Source organism: Bradyrhizobium sp. CFUWI (assembly GCF_056429085.1).
Genome location: NZ_JBWJZE010000009.1, coordinates 108,234 through 122,863, shown reverse-complemented (window position 1 = coordinate 122,863; position 14,630 = coordinate 108,234). Strand labels below are relative to the sequence as shown.

General features: G+C 64.9%; 15 protein-coding genes. 6 read left to right on the top strand and 9 right to left on the bottom strand.

The window, feature by feature from the left end; all coding sequences use genetic code 11:
• Positions 1 to 55 precede the first annotated feature (55 nt).
• Positions 56 to 2,863, bottom strand: a complete 2,808-nt coding sequence (locus tag AC066S_RS20725) for a PAS domain S-box protein (RefSeq protein WP_478270475.1) — start codon at positions 2,861 to 2,863, stop codon at positions 56 to 58.
• A 236-nt stretch (positions 2,864 to 3,099) separates the two neighbouring features.
• Between AC066S_RS20725 and AC066S_RS20720 the strand changes: the two genes are divergently transcribed.
• On the top strand, positions 3,100 to 3,486 hold the full coding sequence (locus AC066S_RS20720) for a response regulator (RefSeq protein WP_478270474.1): 387 nt from the start codon (positions 3,100 to 3,102) through the stop codon (positions 3,484 to 3,486).
• 83 nt (positions 3,487 to 3,569) lie between these two features.
• Here the strand turns inward: AC066S_RS20720 and AC066S_RS20715 are convergent, their stop codons facing one another.
• The 5 genes from AC066S_RS20715 to AC066S_RS20695 form a co-directional block, all read right to left on the bottom strand.
• The gene (locus AC066S_RS20715; protein ID WP_126260901.1) at positions 3,570 to 4,688 is read right to left on the bottom strand and encodes a branched-chain amino acid ABC transporter substrate-binding protein; all 1,119 of its coding nucleotides are present in this window, start codon (positions 4,686 to 4,688) and stop codon (positions 3,570 to 3,572) included.
• A 161-nt stretch (positions 4,689 to 4,849) separates the two neighbouring features.
• Positions 4,850 to 5,587, bottom strand: a complete 738-nt coding sequence (locus AC066S_RS20710) for an ABC transporter ATP-binding protein (protein ID WP_126260902.1) — start codon at positions 5,585 to 5,587, stop codon at positions 4,850 to 4,852.
• Complete coding sequence (locus tag AC066S_RS20705) at positions 5,584 to 6,417, bottom strand: ABC transporter ATP-binding protein (protein WP_135169196.1); 834 nt, start codon at positions 6,415 to 6,417, stop codon at positions 5,584 to 5,586. Before AC066S_RS20705 ends, AC066S_RS20710 begins: the two co-directional genes overlap by 4 nt.
• A complete protein-coding gene (livM, locus tag AC066S_RS20700) occupies positions 6,414 to 7,715 on the bottom strand; it encodes a high-affinity branched-chain amino acid ABC transporter permease LivM (RefSeq protein WP_126260904.1) in 1,302 nt (433 codons plus the stop codon). Before livM ends, AC066S_RS20705 begins: the two co-directional genes overlap by 4 nt.
• 27 nt (positions 7,716 to 7,742) lie before the next feature.
• On the bottom strand, positions 7,743 to 8,660 hold the full coding sequence (locus AC066S_RS20695; RefSeq protein ID WP_126260905.1) for an ABC transporter permease subunit: 918 nt from the start codon (positions 8,658 to 8,660) through the stop codon (positions 7,743 to 7,745).
• A 279-nt stretch (positions 8,661 to 8,939) separates the two neighbouring features.
• On the opposite strand from AC066S_RS20695, the gene AC066S_RS20690 reads away from it, so the two are divergent.
• Both AC066S_RS20690 and AC066S_RS20685 read left to right on the top strand, forming a co-directional pair.
• A complete protein-coding gene (locus AC066S_RS20690) occupies positions 8,940 to 9,110 on the top strand; it encodes a hypothetical protein (protein ID WP_164718993.1) in 171 nt (56 codons plus the stop codon).
• A gap of 274 nt (positions 9,111 to 9,384) precedes the next feature.
• Entirely contained in the window at positions 9,385 to 9,921 is a 537-nt protein-coding gene (locus tag AC066S_RS20685) for a hypothetical protein (RefSeq protein ID WP_478270473.1), read from the top strand.
• Here AC066S_RS20685 and AC066S_RS20680 read toward each other — a convergent pair.
• From AC066S_RS20680 to AC066S_RS20670, 3 genes are all read right to left on the bottom strand, one after another.
• Positions 9,883 to 10,275 (bottom strand): carboxymuconolactone decarboxylase family protein, encoded by a 393-nt coding sequence (locus AC066S_RS20680; protein ID WP_128920868.1) that lies wholly within the window; start codon positions 10,273 to 10,275, stop codon positions 9,883 to 9,885. The two genes, AC066S_RS20685 and AC066S_RS20680, sit on opposite strands and share 39 nt — an antisense overlap.
• A 111-nt stretch (positions 10,276 to 10,386) precedes the next feature.
• Positions 10,387 to 11,169 (bottom strand): 3-oxoadipate enol-lactonase, encoded by a 783-nt coding sequence (gene pcaD, locus AC066S_RS20675; protein ID WP_135163120.1) that lies wholly within the window; start codon positions 11,167 to 11,169, stop codon positions 10,387 to 10,389.
• Between the two features lie 27 nt (positions 11,170 to 11,196).
• Positions 11,197 to 12,552 carry a 3-carboxy-cis,cis-muconate cycloisomerase gene (locus tag AC066S_RS20670; protein ID WP_478270472.1) on the bottom strand — a complete coding sequence of 452 codons (1,356 nt, stop codon included), beginning with the start codon at positions 12,550 to 12,552 and terminating at the stop codon, positions 11,197 to 11,199.
• Positions 12,553 to 12,724: 172 nt separating this feature from the next.
• On the opposite strand from AC066S_RS20670, the gene AC066S_RS20665 reads away from it, so the two are divergent.
• From AC066S_RS20665 to AC066S_RS20655, 3 genes are all read left to right on the top strand, one after another.
• A complete protein-coding gene (locus tag AC066S_RS20665) occupies positions 12,725 to 13,171 on the top strand; it encodes an SRPBCC family protein (RefSeq protein WP_126260910.1) in 447 nt (148 codons plus the stop codon).
• Between the two features lie 134 nt (positions 13,172 to 13,305).
• Entirely contained in the window at positions 13,306 to 13,791 is a 486-nt protein-coding gene (locus AC066S_RS20660) for a (2Fe-2S)-binding protein (protein WP_014494194.1), read from the top strand.
• A 27-nt stretch (positions 13,792 to 13,818) separates the two neighbouring features.
• Positions 13,819 to 14,625, top strand: coding sequence for an FAD binding domain-containing protein (locus AC066S_RS20655; RefSeq protein ID WP_126260911.1), 807 nt, complete (start codon positions 13,819 to 13,821; stop codon positions 14,623 to 14,625).
• Positions 14,626 to 14,630: the final 5 nt, after the last annotated feature.

Below are 14,630 nucleotides of genomic sequence, written 5' to 3'. Positions count from 1 at the left end.
TGGCCTCGTGCGCTGAAAGGAGCTCGCCTTGCGATAGCGCAGGGATGCCGCAGGCTCAACTCGCCAGTGCCGTCCTGAGCATCTTGGCAAGTTCGGTCTTGCGGTAGGGCTTCGCCAGCAGCAGCACGCCGGAATCGAGCCGGCCGTGATGGACGATGGCATTCTCGGTATAGCCCGAGGTGAAAAGCGTCTTCAGATCGGGGCGGCGGCGGCCTGCTTCGTCGGCCAGCTGACGGCCGTTCATGTTGCCCGGCATGATGATGTCGGTGAAGAGCAGGTCGATGGTCTTGTCGTTGTCGAGGATGGTCAGGGCCTCGGCGCCGTTGGCGGCCTCGAGCGCGGTATAGCCGAGGCTCTTGACCTGGGTCACCACATATTGCCGCACCAGCGCATCGTCCTCGACGATCAGGATCTTCTCGTTGCCGCCGGTGACGGGCGCATTCTGCAGCGCCTCGAACTCGCTCTCCTGCACGCCGCTCGAGCGCGGCAGGTAGATCTTCACGCTCGTGCCATGGCCTTGCTCGCTGTAGATCTTGATGTGGCCGCCGGACTGCTTGACGAAGCCGAACACCATGCTCAAGCCCAGCCCGGTGCCCTTGCCGACCTCCTTGGTGGTGAAGAAGGGATCGAACACGCGGTCGATCAGCTCCGGCGGGATTCCGGAGCCGGTGTCGCTGACCGCGATCATCACGTAATTGCCGGCGGCGACGTCGGGGTTCATGCTGGCATAGCCGTCGTCGAGGAAGATGTTGCGGGTCTCCAGCACCAGCGTGCCGCCCTCGGGCATGGCGTCACGGGCGTTCAGCGCGAGGTTGAGGATCGCGGTGGACAACTGGCCGGGATCGACCAGCGTCGGCCAGGCGTCCTCGGTGAGCTGCGGCACGATGGTGATCTGCTCGCCCAGGGTGGGGTGCAACAGCTTGGCGGCTTCGAGCGCCAGCGCGTTGACGTCGATCTCGCGAGGCTGGAGCGGCTGCTTGCGGGCGAAGGCCAGCAGATGCTTGGTCAGCTGCGCGCCGCGCTCGGCGGCATCGTCGATCAGCTTGGTGATCGCAGCCAGCTCGGGGCGATCGGCGACCGCGTCGGCCAGGATGCCGATCGTGCCGGTGATGACGGTCAGTACGTTATTGAAATCGTGGGCGACACCACCGGTCAACTGGCCGATGGAGTCCATCTTCTGGACATGCCGGAACTGGGCTTCGGCGGCCTGCTTCTCCGTGAGATCCCGGCCGATGAAGAAATGGCGCTTCACCGGTTCGGACCAGGTGCCCATCCAGTTCAGCGTGACCTCGTGACCGTCGTAGTGGTAGTAGCGCGCCTCGAAGCTGCGCTTGACCGCGCCGCGCCGCGCCGCCCGCATCTCCTCCCGCGTCTTCTCGAGGTCGTCAGGATGGATGAACTCGGTCGCGCTGTGCCCGATCATGTCTTCCGGGTTGAAGCCGAGGATGTTCTTCACGCTCGGGCTGACCTGGACGAAATTGCCGAAACCGTCGGTGACCAGGATCAGGTCCTGCGAGGTCTCGAAGATGCGCTGGCGCTCCTCGGTCTCGCGGCGCAGCTTCTCGCGCGCCTCTTTCTCCTCCGTGATGTCATGGGCGATCTTGGAGGCGCCGATGATCTCTCCGTGGTCCGATCTCAATGGCGAAACATTCAGGACGACGTCGAGCGGGCGGCCATCCTTCCGAATCCGCACCGTCTCGTGCTGGGCGATCGACTCGTTGCTGGCGATCCGGTTGAGGATGCTCCTGACTTCGTGCTTGCGGTCCGGCGGCACGATGATGTCGATCGACCGTCCGACGGCCTCCGCGGCGGAATAGCCGAACAGATGCTCGGCGGCCTTGTTCCAGCCGGTGATGATGCCGTCGAGCGTCTTGGTGATGATGGCATCGTTGGAGGATTCGACGACGGCGCCGTACAGCGCGAGGCGCTTGCCGTAATAGTCGCGTTCCGAGGCCGATTGCTGGCGCAACTTCCCGACGAGGCCGACGGTGTGCACCTGAAGGCGGACGTTCTCGATCAGCAGCACCGCAAGCACGAAGCTCGACGCGCAGAGGCCGTAGAGACGGCCGGCGTAGAAACCGAGATCGAAGCGCGCGACGTTGACGATCGCGGACAGCGCGACGTCGAACAGCCATGCGCACATCACGACCATGAGCCAGACGTCGATCACCGAATGCGGGCGGCGGAACCACAGCGAAACGAGCGCCGCGAAGCTCAGCGACCACACGAAGGACACGACCCCGATCATGGTCGCCGTGTAACGGCCGTCGCGGAGCAGAACCGGCAGCAGATCGTGCTGGGCGGTGACGATCCAGGTAAAGGCACCGATGGCCGCGACGACGCCGAGCGCGATGGCGCAGATCGCGGTGCTGGTCGGACCCTGGATCCTGGGGCCGCCGTCCTTTTCCTTCTGCCAGGCATAGCCGAGCACGAACAGCGGGAAGACGCCGTGCCAGATCATGTAGAGCCAGACGGTGGTCTGGCTGCCCGCGCCAAACAGCCCGGTCGGGGTGAACAGGCCGGGGAAGGTGAGGGCGTGGACCAGCGCCGCGGCGGCGGTGAAGAGATAGCCGGTCGACAGCCACAGCAGCGCACGGGTCCGCAACACCGAAAACTGCGATAGCAGCAGCACTGCCGTTATGATGTCGCTCACGGCCAGGGCTGATTGATAACTCGCGACGAAGGCCGGGACCGGCGGCAGCGCGATACTTGCGAACGGAACGGCCAATGCGAACAGGATCGACGAGATGCCGACGATCCACAATGCCGCGGTCCGATCGGTTGACGTGGCCGGCAGAGTAGAAAGAAATGTGCTTCGGTCGATCGTAGGCGCGTTCATCTCGTGCAGACCCGTTTTGAGCATCTCCGCAGTTCCAAGATCGGGCAGTCTTGACCTCCACGGTAGCCCGTTCCGGGCACGGGTCGTGAACTGATGCAGCGACGACTCAACCGAAGGTTACAGTTTACTTAATGTGGGTGGGAACGCGGAATAGGGATCGGGTAAGATGCGCTTTACTGCGCGGTGTCATAATGCCCTGCCACGGTGCCGGGTTCCAGGTTTGAATCATACGATTTGATCGATCTGCGGGAGTTGTTCCCATGCCTCGCGTTCTCATCATCGACGACCAGAAGGACGTGAGCGCGATGGTCGCGATCGTGCTACGGGTCAACCATTACGAGGTTGCCGAGGCCGACAGCGGCGCGGCCGGGCTGAAAACCTTCGCGGAAGGCCGCTTTGACGCAGCGATTGTCGATATTTTCCTTGGCGATACCAGCGGGATCGACGTCATCGCGGCCCTGCGCGAGCGTGCGCCGGGGATCCCCATCGTCGCGGTGTCCGGAATGACGGCGCTGGACTTCATGGAAGCGTCGCCCCACCTCGCCAACGTGATCTGCCTGCAAAAGCCGTTTCGGCCGAACGATCTCCTGCAAGCGCTTCGGAAGGCCCAGACCGCGGCCGCCGGCGAGCTGCCCGCAGCCGTCTGATCCTGCCGCAAAAACAAAAACGCCCCGGTCAAGCCGGGGCGTTGGTGAGGATTGCATGCGAGGTTTGAGCCTCGGAGCCGCGTTCAGGTGCCGCTGCCCGTGATCTGGGCGTAGCCGCCCTTGGCGTCCCACTTGTAGACGACGTAATCGAGCAGCTTGATGTCGCCCTTGGCGTCATACTCGATCGGGCCGATCACGGTGTCCCACTTGCCGGCCTTCATCGCCTCCATGACCTTCTTGGCATCGGTGGTGCCGGCCTTCTTGGCCGCCTGCGACCACACCTGCATCGCCGCGTAGGTGTAGAGGGTGTAGCCCTCCGGATCGATGTTCTTGGCCTTGAAAGCCTCGACGATCTTCTTCGCGGTCGGCTTGTTGCGCGGATCGGGGCCGAAGGTGAACAGCGTGCCTTCGCCGGCCGGGCCGGTGATGGAGGCGTACTCCTTGTCGGCGAGCGCGTCGCCGGCCATCAGCACGGTCTTGAGGCCCTGGTCGCGCATCTGACGCAGGATCAGGCCGCTCTCCTGATGGTAACCGCCGACATAGACGAGGTCGATGTTGTCGCGCTTCAGGCGCGAGACGATCGCGTTGAAGTCCTTGTCGCCCTTGTTGTAGGACTCATACATCTTCTCGGTGACGCCGGCCTTGTTGAGCGCCTTCTTGGTCTCGTCCGCAAGACCCTTGCCGTAGGTGGTCTTGTCGTTGAGGATCGCGATGTTCTTGCCCTTGTAGTTCTTGGCGATGTACTGCGCCGCGATCAGGCCCTGCTGATCGTCACGGCCGCAGACGCGCGCCACGTTCCAGAGCTTGCGCTCGGTGAAGAGCGGGTTGGTCGAGGCCGGCGTGATCTGGAGCACGTTGCCGTCGGCATAAGCTTCAGAAGCCGGGATCGACGACGACGAGCAATAGTGCCCGGCCACGAACGGGATTTTCGCGCCGGCGATCTTTTCGGCGATCGAGCGCGCCTGCTTCGGGTCGCAAGCGTCGTCCTCGACGGAAAGCGCGAGCTTCTTGCCGTTGACGCCGCCGGCGGCGTTGATATCGGCCACGGCCATTTCGGCGCCGTTCTTCATCTGGCGGCCGAAGGCGGACTCGCCGCCGGTCATCGGACCTGCGACTGCGATGGTGACATCCTGCGCGAACGCCGCGCTCGACAGCGCGATCGATACGCCGAATGCCAGACCGATGAGCTTCAGTGATTTCATGAGATACCTCGCGGGTGGTCGCCTGTGGAAGTTGCCGGGCATGCCCGGTCCAAACCGGCGCCATTCTTGAATGAATTTCGGGAGAAGTCACCGGCAAAATACGGGCATTGGCGCAGATATCTCGCCCCATTCGGCCGCACGCGGGGCCGCGCATGGCTCGGTCAGCCGTGCCGGCCGCCTTCCAGATAGGCGGCGCGAATCTCAGGGCGCTGCAACAATTCGGCGCCGGTGCCGGCCAGCGTGATCAGGCCATTGACCATGACGTAGCCGCGATGGGCGAGCTTGAGGGCATGGTTGGCGTTCTGCTCGACGATCAGGACGGTCAGGCCGTCCTGCCGGTTCAGGGTGCGGATCGCATCGAAGATCTGGCGCGCGATCAGCGGCGCGAGGCCCAGCGAGGGCTCGTCGAGCAGGAGCAGGCGCGGACGGCTCATCAGGGCCCGGCCGATCGCCAGCATCTGCTGCTCGCCGCCGGAGAGGGTTCCGCCGCGCTGGTCATAGCGCTCCTTCAGCCGTGGAAACAGCGTGAAGACGCGCTGGAGCGTCGCCTCGCGTTCGGCCTCGGTGCATTCGGTGGCGTCCGCCCCCATCTGGAGGTTTTCCGCCACGCTCATGCGCGGGAAGATGCGGCGGCCCTCCGGCGATTGCGCGATGCGCAAATGCGCGATCTCGTGGGTGGGGACGTTGGTGATGTCGCGGCCTTCGTACAGGATCTGGCCGGCCCGGGCGCGCGGCTTGCCGAAGATCGTCATCATCAGCGTCGACTTGCCGGCGCCGTTGGCGCCGATCAGCGCCACGATCTCGCCGGCATTGATCGCGACGTCGACGCCCTTCAGCGCCTCGATCTTGCCGTAGGCGGCGCGCAAGCCCTGGATCGCGAGCAGAGGAGAGGTTGTCACGCTCCGCCCTCCATCACGGCTGCCGCCTCTTCCTCGTCGGCGCCGAGATAGGCCGCGATCACCTTGGGATCGTCGCGGACCTCGCGCGGCGTGCCTTCCGCGATCTTGACGCCATGGTCCATCACCACGATGTGGTCGGAAATCTCCATCACCACCGACATATCGTGCTCGATCAGGAGGATCGAGGTGCCGAGCTCGTCGCGGATCGAGAGCAAAAGCTCGCTCAAGGCCGCGCTCTCGCGCGCGTTGAGGCCGGCGGCGGGCTCGTCCAGGCACAGAAGCGCGGGCTCTGTGCACATTGCGCGCGCGATCTCGAGCCGGCGCTGGTCGCCATAGGCGAAATTGCCGGCGGCATCGTCGGCGCGGTCGATCAGGTTGACCCGCTTGAGCCAGTCGGTGGCGAGGTCGATGGCGCGCTTTTCGGCGTCACGATAGGTCGGAACGCCGAGCAGCCCGAGGAGGGTGAATCCGGAGGCGCGCATCAGCGCGTTGTGCTGCGCCACCATCAGGTTCTCCAGCGCGGTCATGCCCGGAAACAGCCGGATGTTCTGGAAGGTGCGTGCGACCTTGGCCTGCTTGGCGATGCGGAAATCGCTCAGCCGCTCCAGCGCGACCGTCGTGCCGTCGTCGTGCGTGAGGCGGATGGCCCCGCCGCTCGGTTTGTAGAAGCCGGTGATGCAGTTGAACACGGTGGTCTTGCCGGCGCCGTTCGGCCCGATCAGCGCGGTGATCTTCTTCCGCTCGGCGGCGAAAGACAGGTCCTGCACGGCAACGATGCCGCCGAATCGCATGGCGAGCCGGTCGATGCTGAGAATCTTGTCGCCGCTCATCCGTGCCCTTCCTTGACGAGGTCGGAGGAGATCGCTTTCGCCTTGGTCAGATAGACGGTGGGCGCGCGGTGGCCGACGAGGCCACGCGGCCGCCAGATCATGATCAGTACCATGGACATGCCGAACACCAGCATGCGGTAGGTCTCGAGGCCGCGGAACAATTCGAAGCCGCCGATCATGGCGAGCGCGGCAAGCGCCACGCCGAGCTGCGAGCCCATGCCACCGAGAACGACGATGGCGAGCACCAGCGCCGATTCCTGGAAGGTAAAGGATTCCGGGCTGATGAAGCCCTGGCGGGTGGCGAAGAACGCGCCGGCAAAGCCGCCGAACATGGCCCCCGTCGCGAACGCTGTCAGCTTGGTGGTCGTGGTGTTGATGCCGAGCGCGCGGCAGGCGACCTCGTCCTCGCGCAAGGCCTCCCAGGCCCGACCGATGGGGAGGCGGCGCAGGCGGATCGTCGCCCAGTTGGTGAGCAGCGCAAGCGCCAGGATCAGGTAGAACAGGAAGATGATGCGGTGCGTCGGCGAATATTCGATGCCGAGCTTGGCGGCGAGGCCGTCGTCGCTGTTGTCAAGCGGGATGCCGAAGAAGGAGGGGCGGGGAATGCCCGAGACGCCGTTGGGGCCGCCGGTGAGCTCCTGCCAGTTGATGATGACGAGGCGGATGATCTCGCCGAAGGCCAGCGTCACGATGGCGAGATAGTCGCCGCGCAGGCGCAGCACGGGGAAGCCGAGAAGCACGCCCCAGAACGCCGCGAGGATGCCGGCGAGTGGCAGGCAGATCCAGAACGACCAGCCGAAATTGGTCGCAAGCAGCCCGTAGGAATAGGCACCGACCGCATAGAAGGCGACGTAGCCGAGATCGAGCAGGCCTGCGAGCCCGACCACGACGTTCAACCCCCAGCCCAGCATCACATAGGTGAGCACGAGGATGGCGAGGTCGAGGATGTAACGCTGGTCATAGAAGATGACGGGCACCAGCACCGTAAAGATCAGAAGTGCCGGCGCGAGGTAGCGGCCGATAAAGGACATGCCGCTCTGCACCGCCGGCGGCACCAGCTTCTCGGCACCGGTCGGGCCGATCCATTGCCGTAGCAGCTCGATCACGATCGAGCCGCCGAACACCGCCCCGACGAGGGAGGCGAGTTCGCCGAAGCGCGTCCAGTAGGTGAGCTGGCCGTCGGAGCCCGCCTCGGTGCGGATACCGACCATCAACGAGAACAGCACCAGCGCGATCAGGGCGTTGACGAAAGCCGTCTTCAGGATGGAGGTGATGCCCGTTGCAGGTTTGGCAGTCATGGGTGAGGAAGTTGCCACGCGCGACCGTCAGACTTTTTCGACTTCGGGGCGACCGAGCAGGCCGGTCGGCATGAAGATCAGCACCACGATGAGGATCGAGAACGCCGCGACGTCCTTGTATTCGACCGAGAAATAGGCCGACCAGAACGTCTCGATCAGGCCGATCGCGAGGCCGCCGAGCATGGCGCCGGGCAGCGAGCCGATGCCGCCGAGCACGGCGGCGGTGAACGCCTTGATGCCGGCGACGAAGCCCATGAAGAAGTCGACGAGACCGTAATACAGCAGGTACATCAGGCCCGCGACCGCGGCGAGCGCAGCGCCGATCACGAAGGTCATGGAGATGGTGCGGTCGACGTCGACGCCGAGCAGCGCCGCCATGGTCTGGTCCTGCTCGCAGGCACGCATGTCGCGCCCCAGCCGGGTGCGCGACACCAGCCAGGTGAAGATCGCCAGCAGCACGATCGTGGTGATGACGACCACGATCTGGATGTTGGAGAGCTGGATCACGAAGCCGTCGGCGCTCTCGTGCAGCGTGTAGCCGCCGGTGATCACGGGCGGCACTGGCTTCACCCGCGCGCCTTGCGCCACCTGCGAATAGTTGGTCAGCACGAAGGACATGCCGATCGCCGACAGCATCGGGGCGAGGCGGAAGGAGTGGCGCAGCGGACGGTAAGCAATGCGCTCGATGGTCCAGCCATACAGGGCCGTGATCGCCATCGAGACCAGGATTACGATGAGCAGGATCACCGGGACCGCGGTCAGGCCGGTCGAGACCAGAAGAAGGAAGGTGATCAGCGCGATGAAGCCGCCGATCATGAAGACGTCGCCATGGGCGAAGTTGATCATGCCGACGATGCCGTAGACCATCGTATAGCCGATGGCGATCAGGCCGTAGATCGAGCCTAGGACGAGACCGTTGATGAGCTGCTGGGCGAAATAATCCATGGGCTTGCCGTACTCAAACCTGACGCGGGCTCAAAGCGAGCTCTTGGGAGAGTGGGTTGGAGGGTGGTTTTCTTGGGCCCCGGCAGCCGCTAGCATTCTGCACGTTTTGTAACAGCAGGGAACTGATGGCTGCAACACCTCACGCGGCGGCAGGAGGTCTTGTACAGAGCTCATTTGGCGTTCCGGGTTCCGCAGGTGCGAGAAACCGGGTTCCGCCGGCAACCTAACTGGGGGGCGACCGTTGTCTCGTCTCTGACGTCCAACAAGGGAGTTCCCCGAATGACGAAGCAGCAGAACCAGAATCCGGGCCAACAGAGTCAGAACCCCGGCCAGCAGCGCCCCGGGCAGCAGCAGGGCGGTGGTCAGAAACCCGGACAGCAGCAGCAGAACGATCCGATGCGCCAGGGCGATCGCCCCGGCCAGCAGGGCGGCCAGCGCGACCAGGAATAGTGCGCTTGATAGCCGAGGAATAATAAGAGGGCGACGAGGGGCCCCGCCGAAAGGCGGGGCCTTTTTTGTTGGCCTTCTAGCGTCGTCGTTCCGGGGCGGCTCGCAGAGCCGAACCCGGAATCTCGAGATTTCGGCTTCGACTGCCCCGCAATGACGACCTCTGCGAGGCCAGTTAAGGTAAACAAAGGGTTTAAATTGCCGCCACGGTACGATGCGAGTTAGCTCCCCGCAAAGCCTTCGATCGAAGGCGAAGGCAGGCGAAGCGGGAAGCTGCATGTTCAGGAATTGGCGGATCGGCTCGGTCAACGGCGCGCTGCTCGCGGCCCATTTCATCCCGGCCTGGGCCCTGGTCGCCTTCAATATCATTGTCGCACCGGTGCACGGCCTCTACGAGCGGCCGAGCGTCGCGGTTGCGCTGTATCTCAGCGACCATCTCCAGATGGCCGGCATGGACACGGTGCGCGCCGCCTGGCTGCTGGCGCTGGGCCGGCTGACGGTCGTGGCGTTCTTTGCGATCTATCTCGTGCTGCTCTGCATTCCTCGCATCCGCAGGAACGGCGGCAGCGACGAGGCGCTCGGCATCGCCCTGGCGATCGGCAGCCTGATCTCGTTTGCCAGCATGATCATGGCTTCGAAGGTCGGCGAGATGGCGGCGCTCCGGCTGCACGCCACCGAGCTGCTGCTCCTGCTCGGCGCCGCCATCGTGGTGGTGATCGAGCGGCCCGATGCCGCGCCCAGGACTGTTCAGAAGACCGTCGAGACCGCAGCACCCCTAGGGCTTGAGCAGGCCGAGCTCCTGCACAATCGCTGAGGCTTCCTTGACGGCGTGGTTCACGGCCGGCACGCCGCAATAGATCGCCTGCTGCAGCAGGATTTCCTTGATGTCGTCGGGCGTGAAGCCGCCTTCGGCAAGCGCCGCCCGCACGTGCAGGCGGAATTCGTCCCATTGTCCGAGCGCGACCATGGTGCCGATCACCAGCACCCGCCGCGTTCGCTCGTCGAAATGCGGCCGCGTCCAGATCTCGCCCCAGGCATAGCGCGTGATCATGTCCTGGAAGTCGGTGTTGAAGGCGTTGCGGTTCGCGATCGACTTGTCGACCCAGGCATTGCCCAGCACCTTGCGGCGAACGTTCATGCCGGCATCGCGGCGCTTCTGGTCGTCCATTCTTCCTCCTCTCCGTCATTGCGAGGAGCGTAGCGACGAAGCAATCCAGAATGTCTCCGCGGAGAGATCTCTGGATTGCTTCGCTACGCTCGCAATGACGGCGTTCTGCGGCTAGCGCTGCGTCAAAAATCCCACCACCGCGTCGGTAAACGCGTGCGGCTGCTCGACATTGGAAATGTGCGCGGCGTCGATGATGGTCATGCTGGCGCCGGGAATCTTCGAGCGGATCAATTCGCCCGCCGAGATCGGCGTCGCCATGTCGTGGCGGCCGGCGATCACCAGCGTCGGACTCTTGATCTTGGCAAGCAGCTCGCGCTGGTCCAGCGTCGACAGCGCCTCGCAGCAGGCGAGATAACCTTCGACAGGCGAGGCGAGCAGCATCGACTTCATCCGCGCGGTGATGTCAGGCTCGCGCTCGCGAAAATCCTGCGTCAGCCAGCCTGCGATCACGGCATCGGCGACCGCGGCGATGCCGCCCTTCTTCACGGCGTCGATGCGCTCCAGCCATCTGGTCGGCTCGGCATAATAGCAGGAGGTGTTGGCGAGGATGAGCTTGCCGAAGCGTTCCGGCGCGTTGGCGCCGAGCCATTGCCCGACCATGCCGCCCATCGACAGGCCGCACCAATGCACCTTCTCGATGTTGAGGTCGTCGAGGATCGCCAGCACGTCGCGGCCGAAGCGCTCCATCGTATAGGGGCCGGGCGGCACGCTGGACTTGCCATGGCCGCGGCGGTCGTAGCGGATGACGCGGAACAACTGCGTGAGCGCCTTCATCTGCGGCTCCCACATCTGAAGCGTGCAGCCGAGCGAGTTGGACAGCATCAAGGTCGGCCCGCCGTCGCGGCCCTCGACGGAGACGTTGAGCAGGCATCCGTCGGCATCGATCATCGGCATGCGGCGTCTCCGTCGTATCTGCGGTTCTTATTCGCGGTCGAGGCTGTCGAGCAGCCGGTCGATCAGGGCCTGGGAAGCCCCTTGATAGGCCATCGGCTCGAACAATGCCGCAATTTTTTCCGGCGAAAGCTGCGCATTGACCTGCGAATCGGCCAACAGCACCTCGCGCAGATGCTTCTTCTCGGCGACCGCGCGCTTGCTGGCGGTCTCGACGAGGTGGTGCGCATCGCTCTTGCCGATCTTCTCCGCCAGCGCGAACGTGACCGCCTCCGCCATGATCAGCCCATGCGTCGCGTCGAGATTGCTGCGCATGCGCGCGGCGTCGACGTCGAGGCCTTCCGCGATGTCGACGATGGCGGAAAGCGCGCCCGAAGTGACCAGCATCAATTGCGGCAGCGTCGGCCATTCCGCATGCCAGGGACCGGCGCTGCGCTCGTGGTCCTGCACTTGCGCCGCGAAGATCGTCGCGGCGAGCTGCGGGGCCATCGTGGCGGCGCCCAGGGCGCTCGCGGCGGCGACCGGGTTGCGCTTGTGCGGCATGGTCGAGGAGCCGCCGCGGCCTTCGCCGGCCGGTTCGAACGCTTCGGCGACGTCGGTCTGCATCATCAGCGAGACATCGCGCGCGATCTTGCCGCAACTTCCAGCCAGAATGGCGAAACAGGAAGCGGCCTCCGCGATCCGGTCGCGATGGGTGTGCCAGGGCGCTTCCGGCAGCGCCAGGTCGAGCTCCCGCGCGAGGCGTTCCGCCACGGCCAGGCCGTTGTCGCCGAGGGCCGCGAGCGTGCCGGCGGCGCCGCCGAATTGCAACGCGAGGCCCTCGCGGCGGAGCCGCCGCAGCCGGCAACGGGCGCGGGCGAGGCTTGAGGCATATCCAGCGGCCTTGAGGCCGAACGGCATCGGCAGCGCGTGCTGGAGCCAGGTCCGTGCCACCATCGCAGTGTTGCGATGGCTGCGCGCCAGTGTGGCAAAGCCCTTGATGGCGCGGCCAAGGTCGGCGTCCAGCGCATCGATGCCGGCGCGAAGCGTGAGCATGGTCGCGGTGTCGATGACATCCTGGCTGGTGGCGCCCCAATGCACGTAGCGCGCGGCCTCTTTGTCGGCCTTGCCGACATTGGCGGTCAGGGTCTTGACCAGGGGAATCGCAAGATTGCCCGATCGTGTGGCGGCCTCTGCCAGCGCGGCCATGTCAAAGGAATCGGCCTTGCAGGCGGCCTCGATCGGTCCCACGGCGGATGTCGGAATCACATTCGTGGCGGCCTCGGCGCGTGCCAGGGCTGCCTCGAAATCAAGCATGTTCTGCAAGGTCGACCGGTCGTCGCAGACCGCGCGCATGGCGGCGCTCGACAGCATCGGTGCGAGCAGGGGGGAGAGGGACGTACTCATGTTGCGCGCGACCTAATCATCATGGCCCGGCCATGCCAATCCCCAACCGCCTGCATACGCCATTTTGCAGTTGCGAATGTGCATTGCACGTGACCGGTCGCCGCCCTTTCCTTTGTCGCGTCCCTGCGTTACTTGATCAGCACTATAGTTGCGCGATCCGGGAGGCACCCTCATGGCCATGACGATGAACGGCGAAGTCCAGCTTGCGGCGCCGCGCGAGGCCGTGTGGGCCAAGCTCAACGATCCCGAGGTGCTGAAGGCCTGCATCCCCGGCTGCGAAGAGCTCGAGAAGACCGACGACGGCGGCTTTCGCGCAACGGCGAAAATGAAGGTCGGGCCGGTGTCGGCGCGCTTCAAGGGCAAGGTCACGCTGTCTGATCTCGACCCGCCGAACGGCTACAAGATCTCCGGTGAGGGCGAGGGCGGGGTTGCCGGCTTCGCCAAGGGCGGCGCGGCGGTCAAGCTGGCGGAGAAGGACGGCGGCACGCTGCTTTCCTACGACGTCGAGGCGCAGATCGGCGGCAAGTTGGCGCAGCTCGGCCAGCGCCTCATCAACGGCGCCGCCAAGAAGCTCGCCGACGAGTTTTTCGCGAACTTCGCCAAGGCCGTACAGAGCTGAAGGTCATCGCCTTCGGCATGGCGCCTTGCGTCCGGGGCGATGTTGCCCCGGGGCATAATGGCCCATATGATGGGTTGGAATAATTATAAGAACCGCTTCGATGGGACCCGTCGGGGCGCTGATAGAGAGTACTTATGGCAAAAATCTCCCTCATCGTGAACGGCAATCCTGTCACGGCCAACGTCGATCCCCGCACCCTGCTGGTGCAGTTCCTGCGCGAGAATCTGCGCCTGACCGGCACCCATGTCGGCTGCGACACCTCGCAGTGCGGCGCCTGTGTCGTGCATCTCGACGGCAAGGCCGTGAAGTCCTGCACCACGCTTGCGGTGATGGCCGACGGCCACGAGGTCAAGACGATCGAGGGGCTGGCCGCCGACGGCGCGCCGCTGCATCCGATGCAGGAAGCCTTCCGCGAGCACCATGGCCTCCAGTGCGGCTTCTGCACGCCGGGCATGATCATGACCGCGATCGACATCGTGCATCGCAAGGGCCACGAGCTCGACGACCATACGATCCGGGAAGAACTGGAAGGCAATCTCTGCCGCTGCACCGGCTACCAGAACATCGTCGCCTCGATCTCCGCCGGCGCCAAGGCGATGGCGAAATCCGACCTCGCGTAACGCGCATCCCGCGATCAGGACATTCAGATGTACGAATTCAAATATCATCGCCCCGGGACCGTTCGGCAGGCCGCCAACCTCCTGGTGAAGAACGAGGACGCCAAGGTGATCGCCGGCGGCCACACGCTGATTCCCGTCATGAAGCAGCGCCTGGCGAGCCCCCCGCATCTGGTCGACCTCTCCCATATCGAGGGGCTCAACACGATCGAGATGAAGGGCCGCTCGCTGGTGATCGGCGCCACCGCCAAGCACGCCGAGGTCGCGGCCTCCGCGATCGTCGGTGAGGCGATCCCGGCGCTGGCCAATCTCGCCAGCCAGATCGGCGATCCGGCGGTGCGCCACAAGGGCACGATCGGCGGCTCGCTCGCCAACAACGATCCGACCGCGGACTATCCGGCCGCGGTGCTCGCGCTGGGCGCGACCATCGTCACCAACAAACGCCGCCTCAAGGCCGAAGAATATTTCCAGGGCCTGTTCACGACCGCGCTCGAAGCCGACGAGATCATCACCAAGGTGCTGTTCCCGCTGCCGAAGAAGGCGGCCTACATCAAGTTCCGCAACCAGGCCTCGCGTTATGCGCTGGTCGGCGTGTTCGTGGCGCGGCGTCCGTCGGACGTGCGGGTCGCCGTGACCGGCGCCGGCTCCGAGGGCGTGTTCCGCGTCGAGGCGTTCGAGGAAGCCCTCAAGAAGCGCTTCTCGTCCAAGGTGCTCGATGGCATCAACGTGCCGGCGGAAGGCCTCAACAGCGACATCCACGGCAGCGCCGAATACCGCGCGCATCTCATCGGCGTGCTGACACGGCGCGCCGTCGATGCGGCCAACGCCAAGGAATGAGCGGG

Bases quoted from the DNA above. Each gene is read 5' to 3' on its own strand.
- AC066S_RS20665 (WP_126260910.1), top strand. From the start codon at position 12,725: ATGGCCATGACGATGAACGGCGAAGTCCAGCTTGCGGCGCCGCGCGAG.
- AC066S_RS20715 (WP_126260901.1), bottom strand. From the start codon at position 4,688: ATGAAATCACTGAAGCTCATCGGTCTGGCATTCGGCGTATCGATCGCG.
- AC066S_RS20695 (WP_126260905.1), bottom strand. From the start codon at position 8,660: ATGGATTATTTCGCCCAGCAGCTCATCAACGGTCTCGTCCTAGGCTCG.
- AC066S_RS20660 (WP_014494194.1), top strand. From the start codon at position 13,306: ATGGCAAAAATCTCCCTCATCGTGAACGGCAATCCTGTCACGGCCAAC.
- AC066S_RS20705 (WP_135169196.1), bottom strand. From the start codon at position 6,417: ATGAGCGGCGACAAGATTCTCAGCATCGACCGGCTCGCCATGCGATTC.
- AC066S_RS20685 (WP_478270473.1), top strand. From the start codon at position 9,385: ATGTTCAGGAATTGGCGGATCGGCTCGGTCAACGGCGCGCTGCTCGCG.
- livM (WP_126260904.1), bottom strand. From the start codon at position 7,715: ATGACTGCCAAACCTGCAACGGGCATCACCTCCATCCTGAAGACGGCT.
- AC066S_RS20670 (WP_478270472.1), bottom strand. From the start codon at position 12,552: ATGAGTACGTCCCTCTCCCCCCTGCTCGCACCGATGCTGTCGAGCGCC.
- AC066S_RS20725 (WP_478270475.1), bottom strand. From the start codon at position 2,863: ATGCTCAAAACGGGTCTGCACGAGATGAACGCGCCTACGATCGACCGA.
- AC066S_RS20720 (WP_478270474.1), top strand. From the start codon at position 3,100: ATGCCTCGCGTTCTCATCATCGACGACCAGAAGGACGTGAGCGCGATG.
- pcaD (WP_135163120.1), bottom strand. From the start codon at position 11,169: ATGCCGATGATCGATGCCGACGGATGCCTGCTCAACGTCTCCGTCGAG.
- AC066S_RS20680 (WP_128920868.1), bottom strand. From the start codon at position 10,275: ATGGACGACCAGAAGCGCCGCGATGCCGGCATGAACGTTCGCCGCAAG.
- AC066S_RS20690 (WP_164718993.1), top strand. From the start codon at position 8,940: ATGACGAAGCAGCAGAACCAGAATCCGGGCCAACAGAGTCAGAACCCC.
- AC066S_RS20655 (WP_126260911.1), top strand. From the start codon at position 13,819: ATGTACGAATTCAAATATCATCGCCCCGGGACCGTTCGGCAGGCCGCC.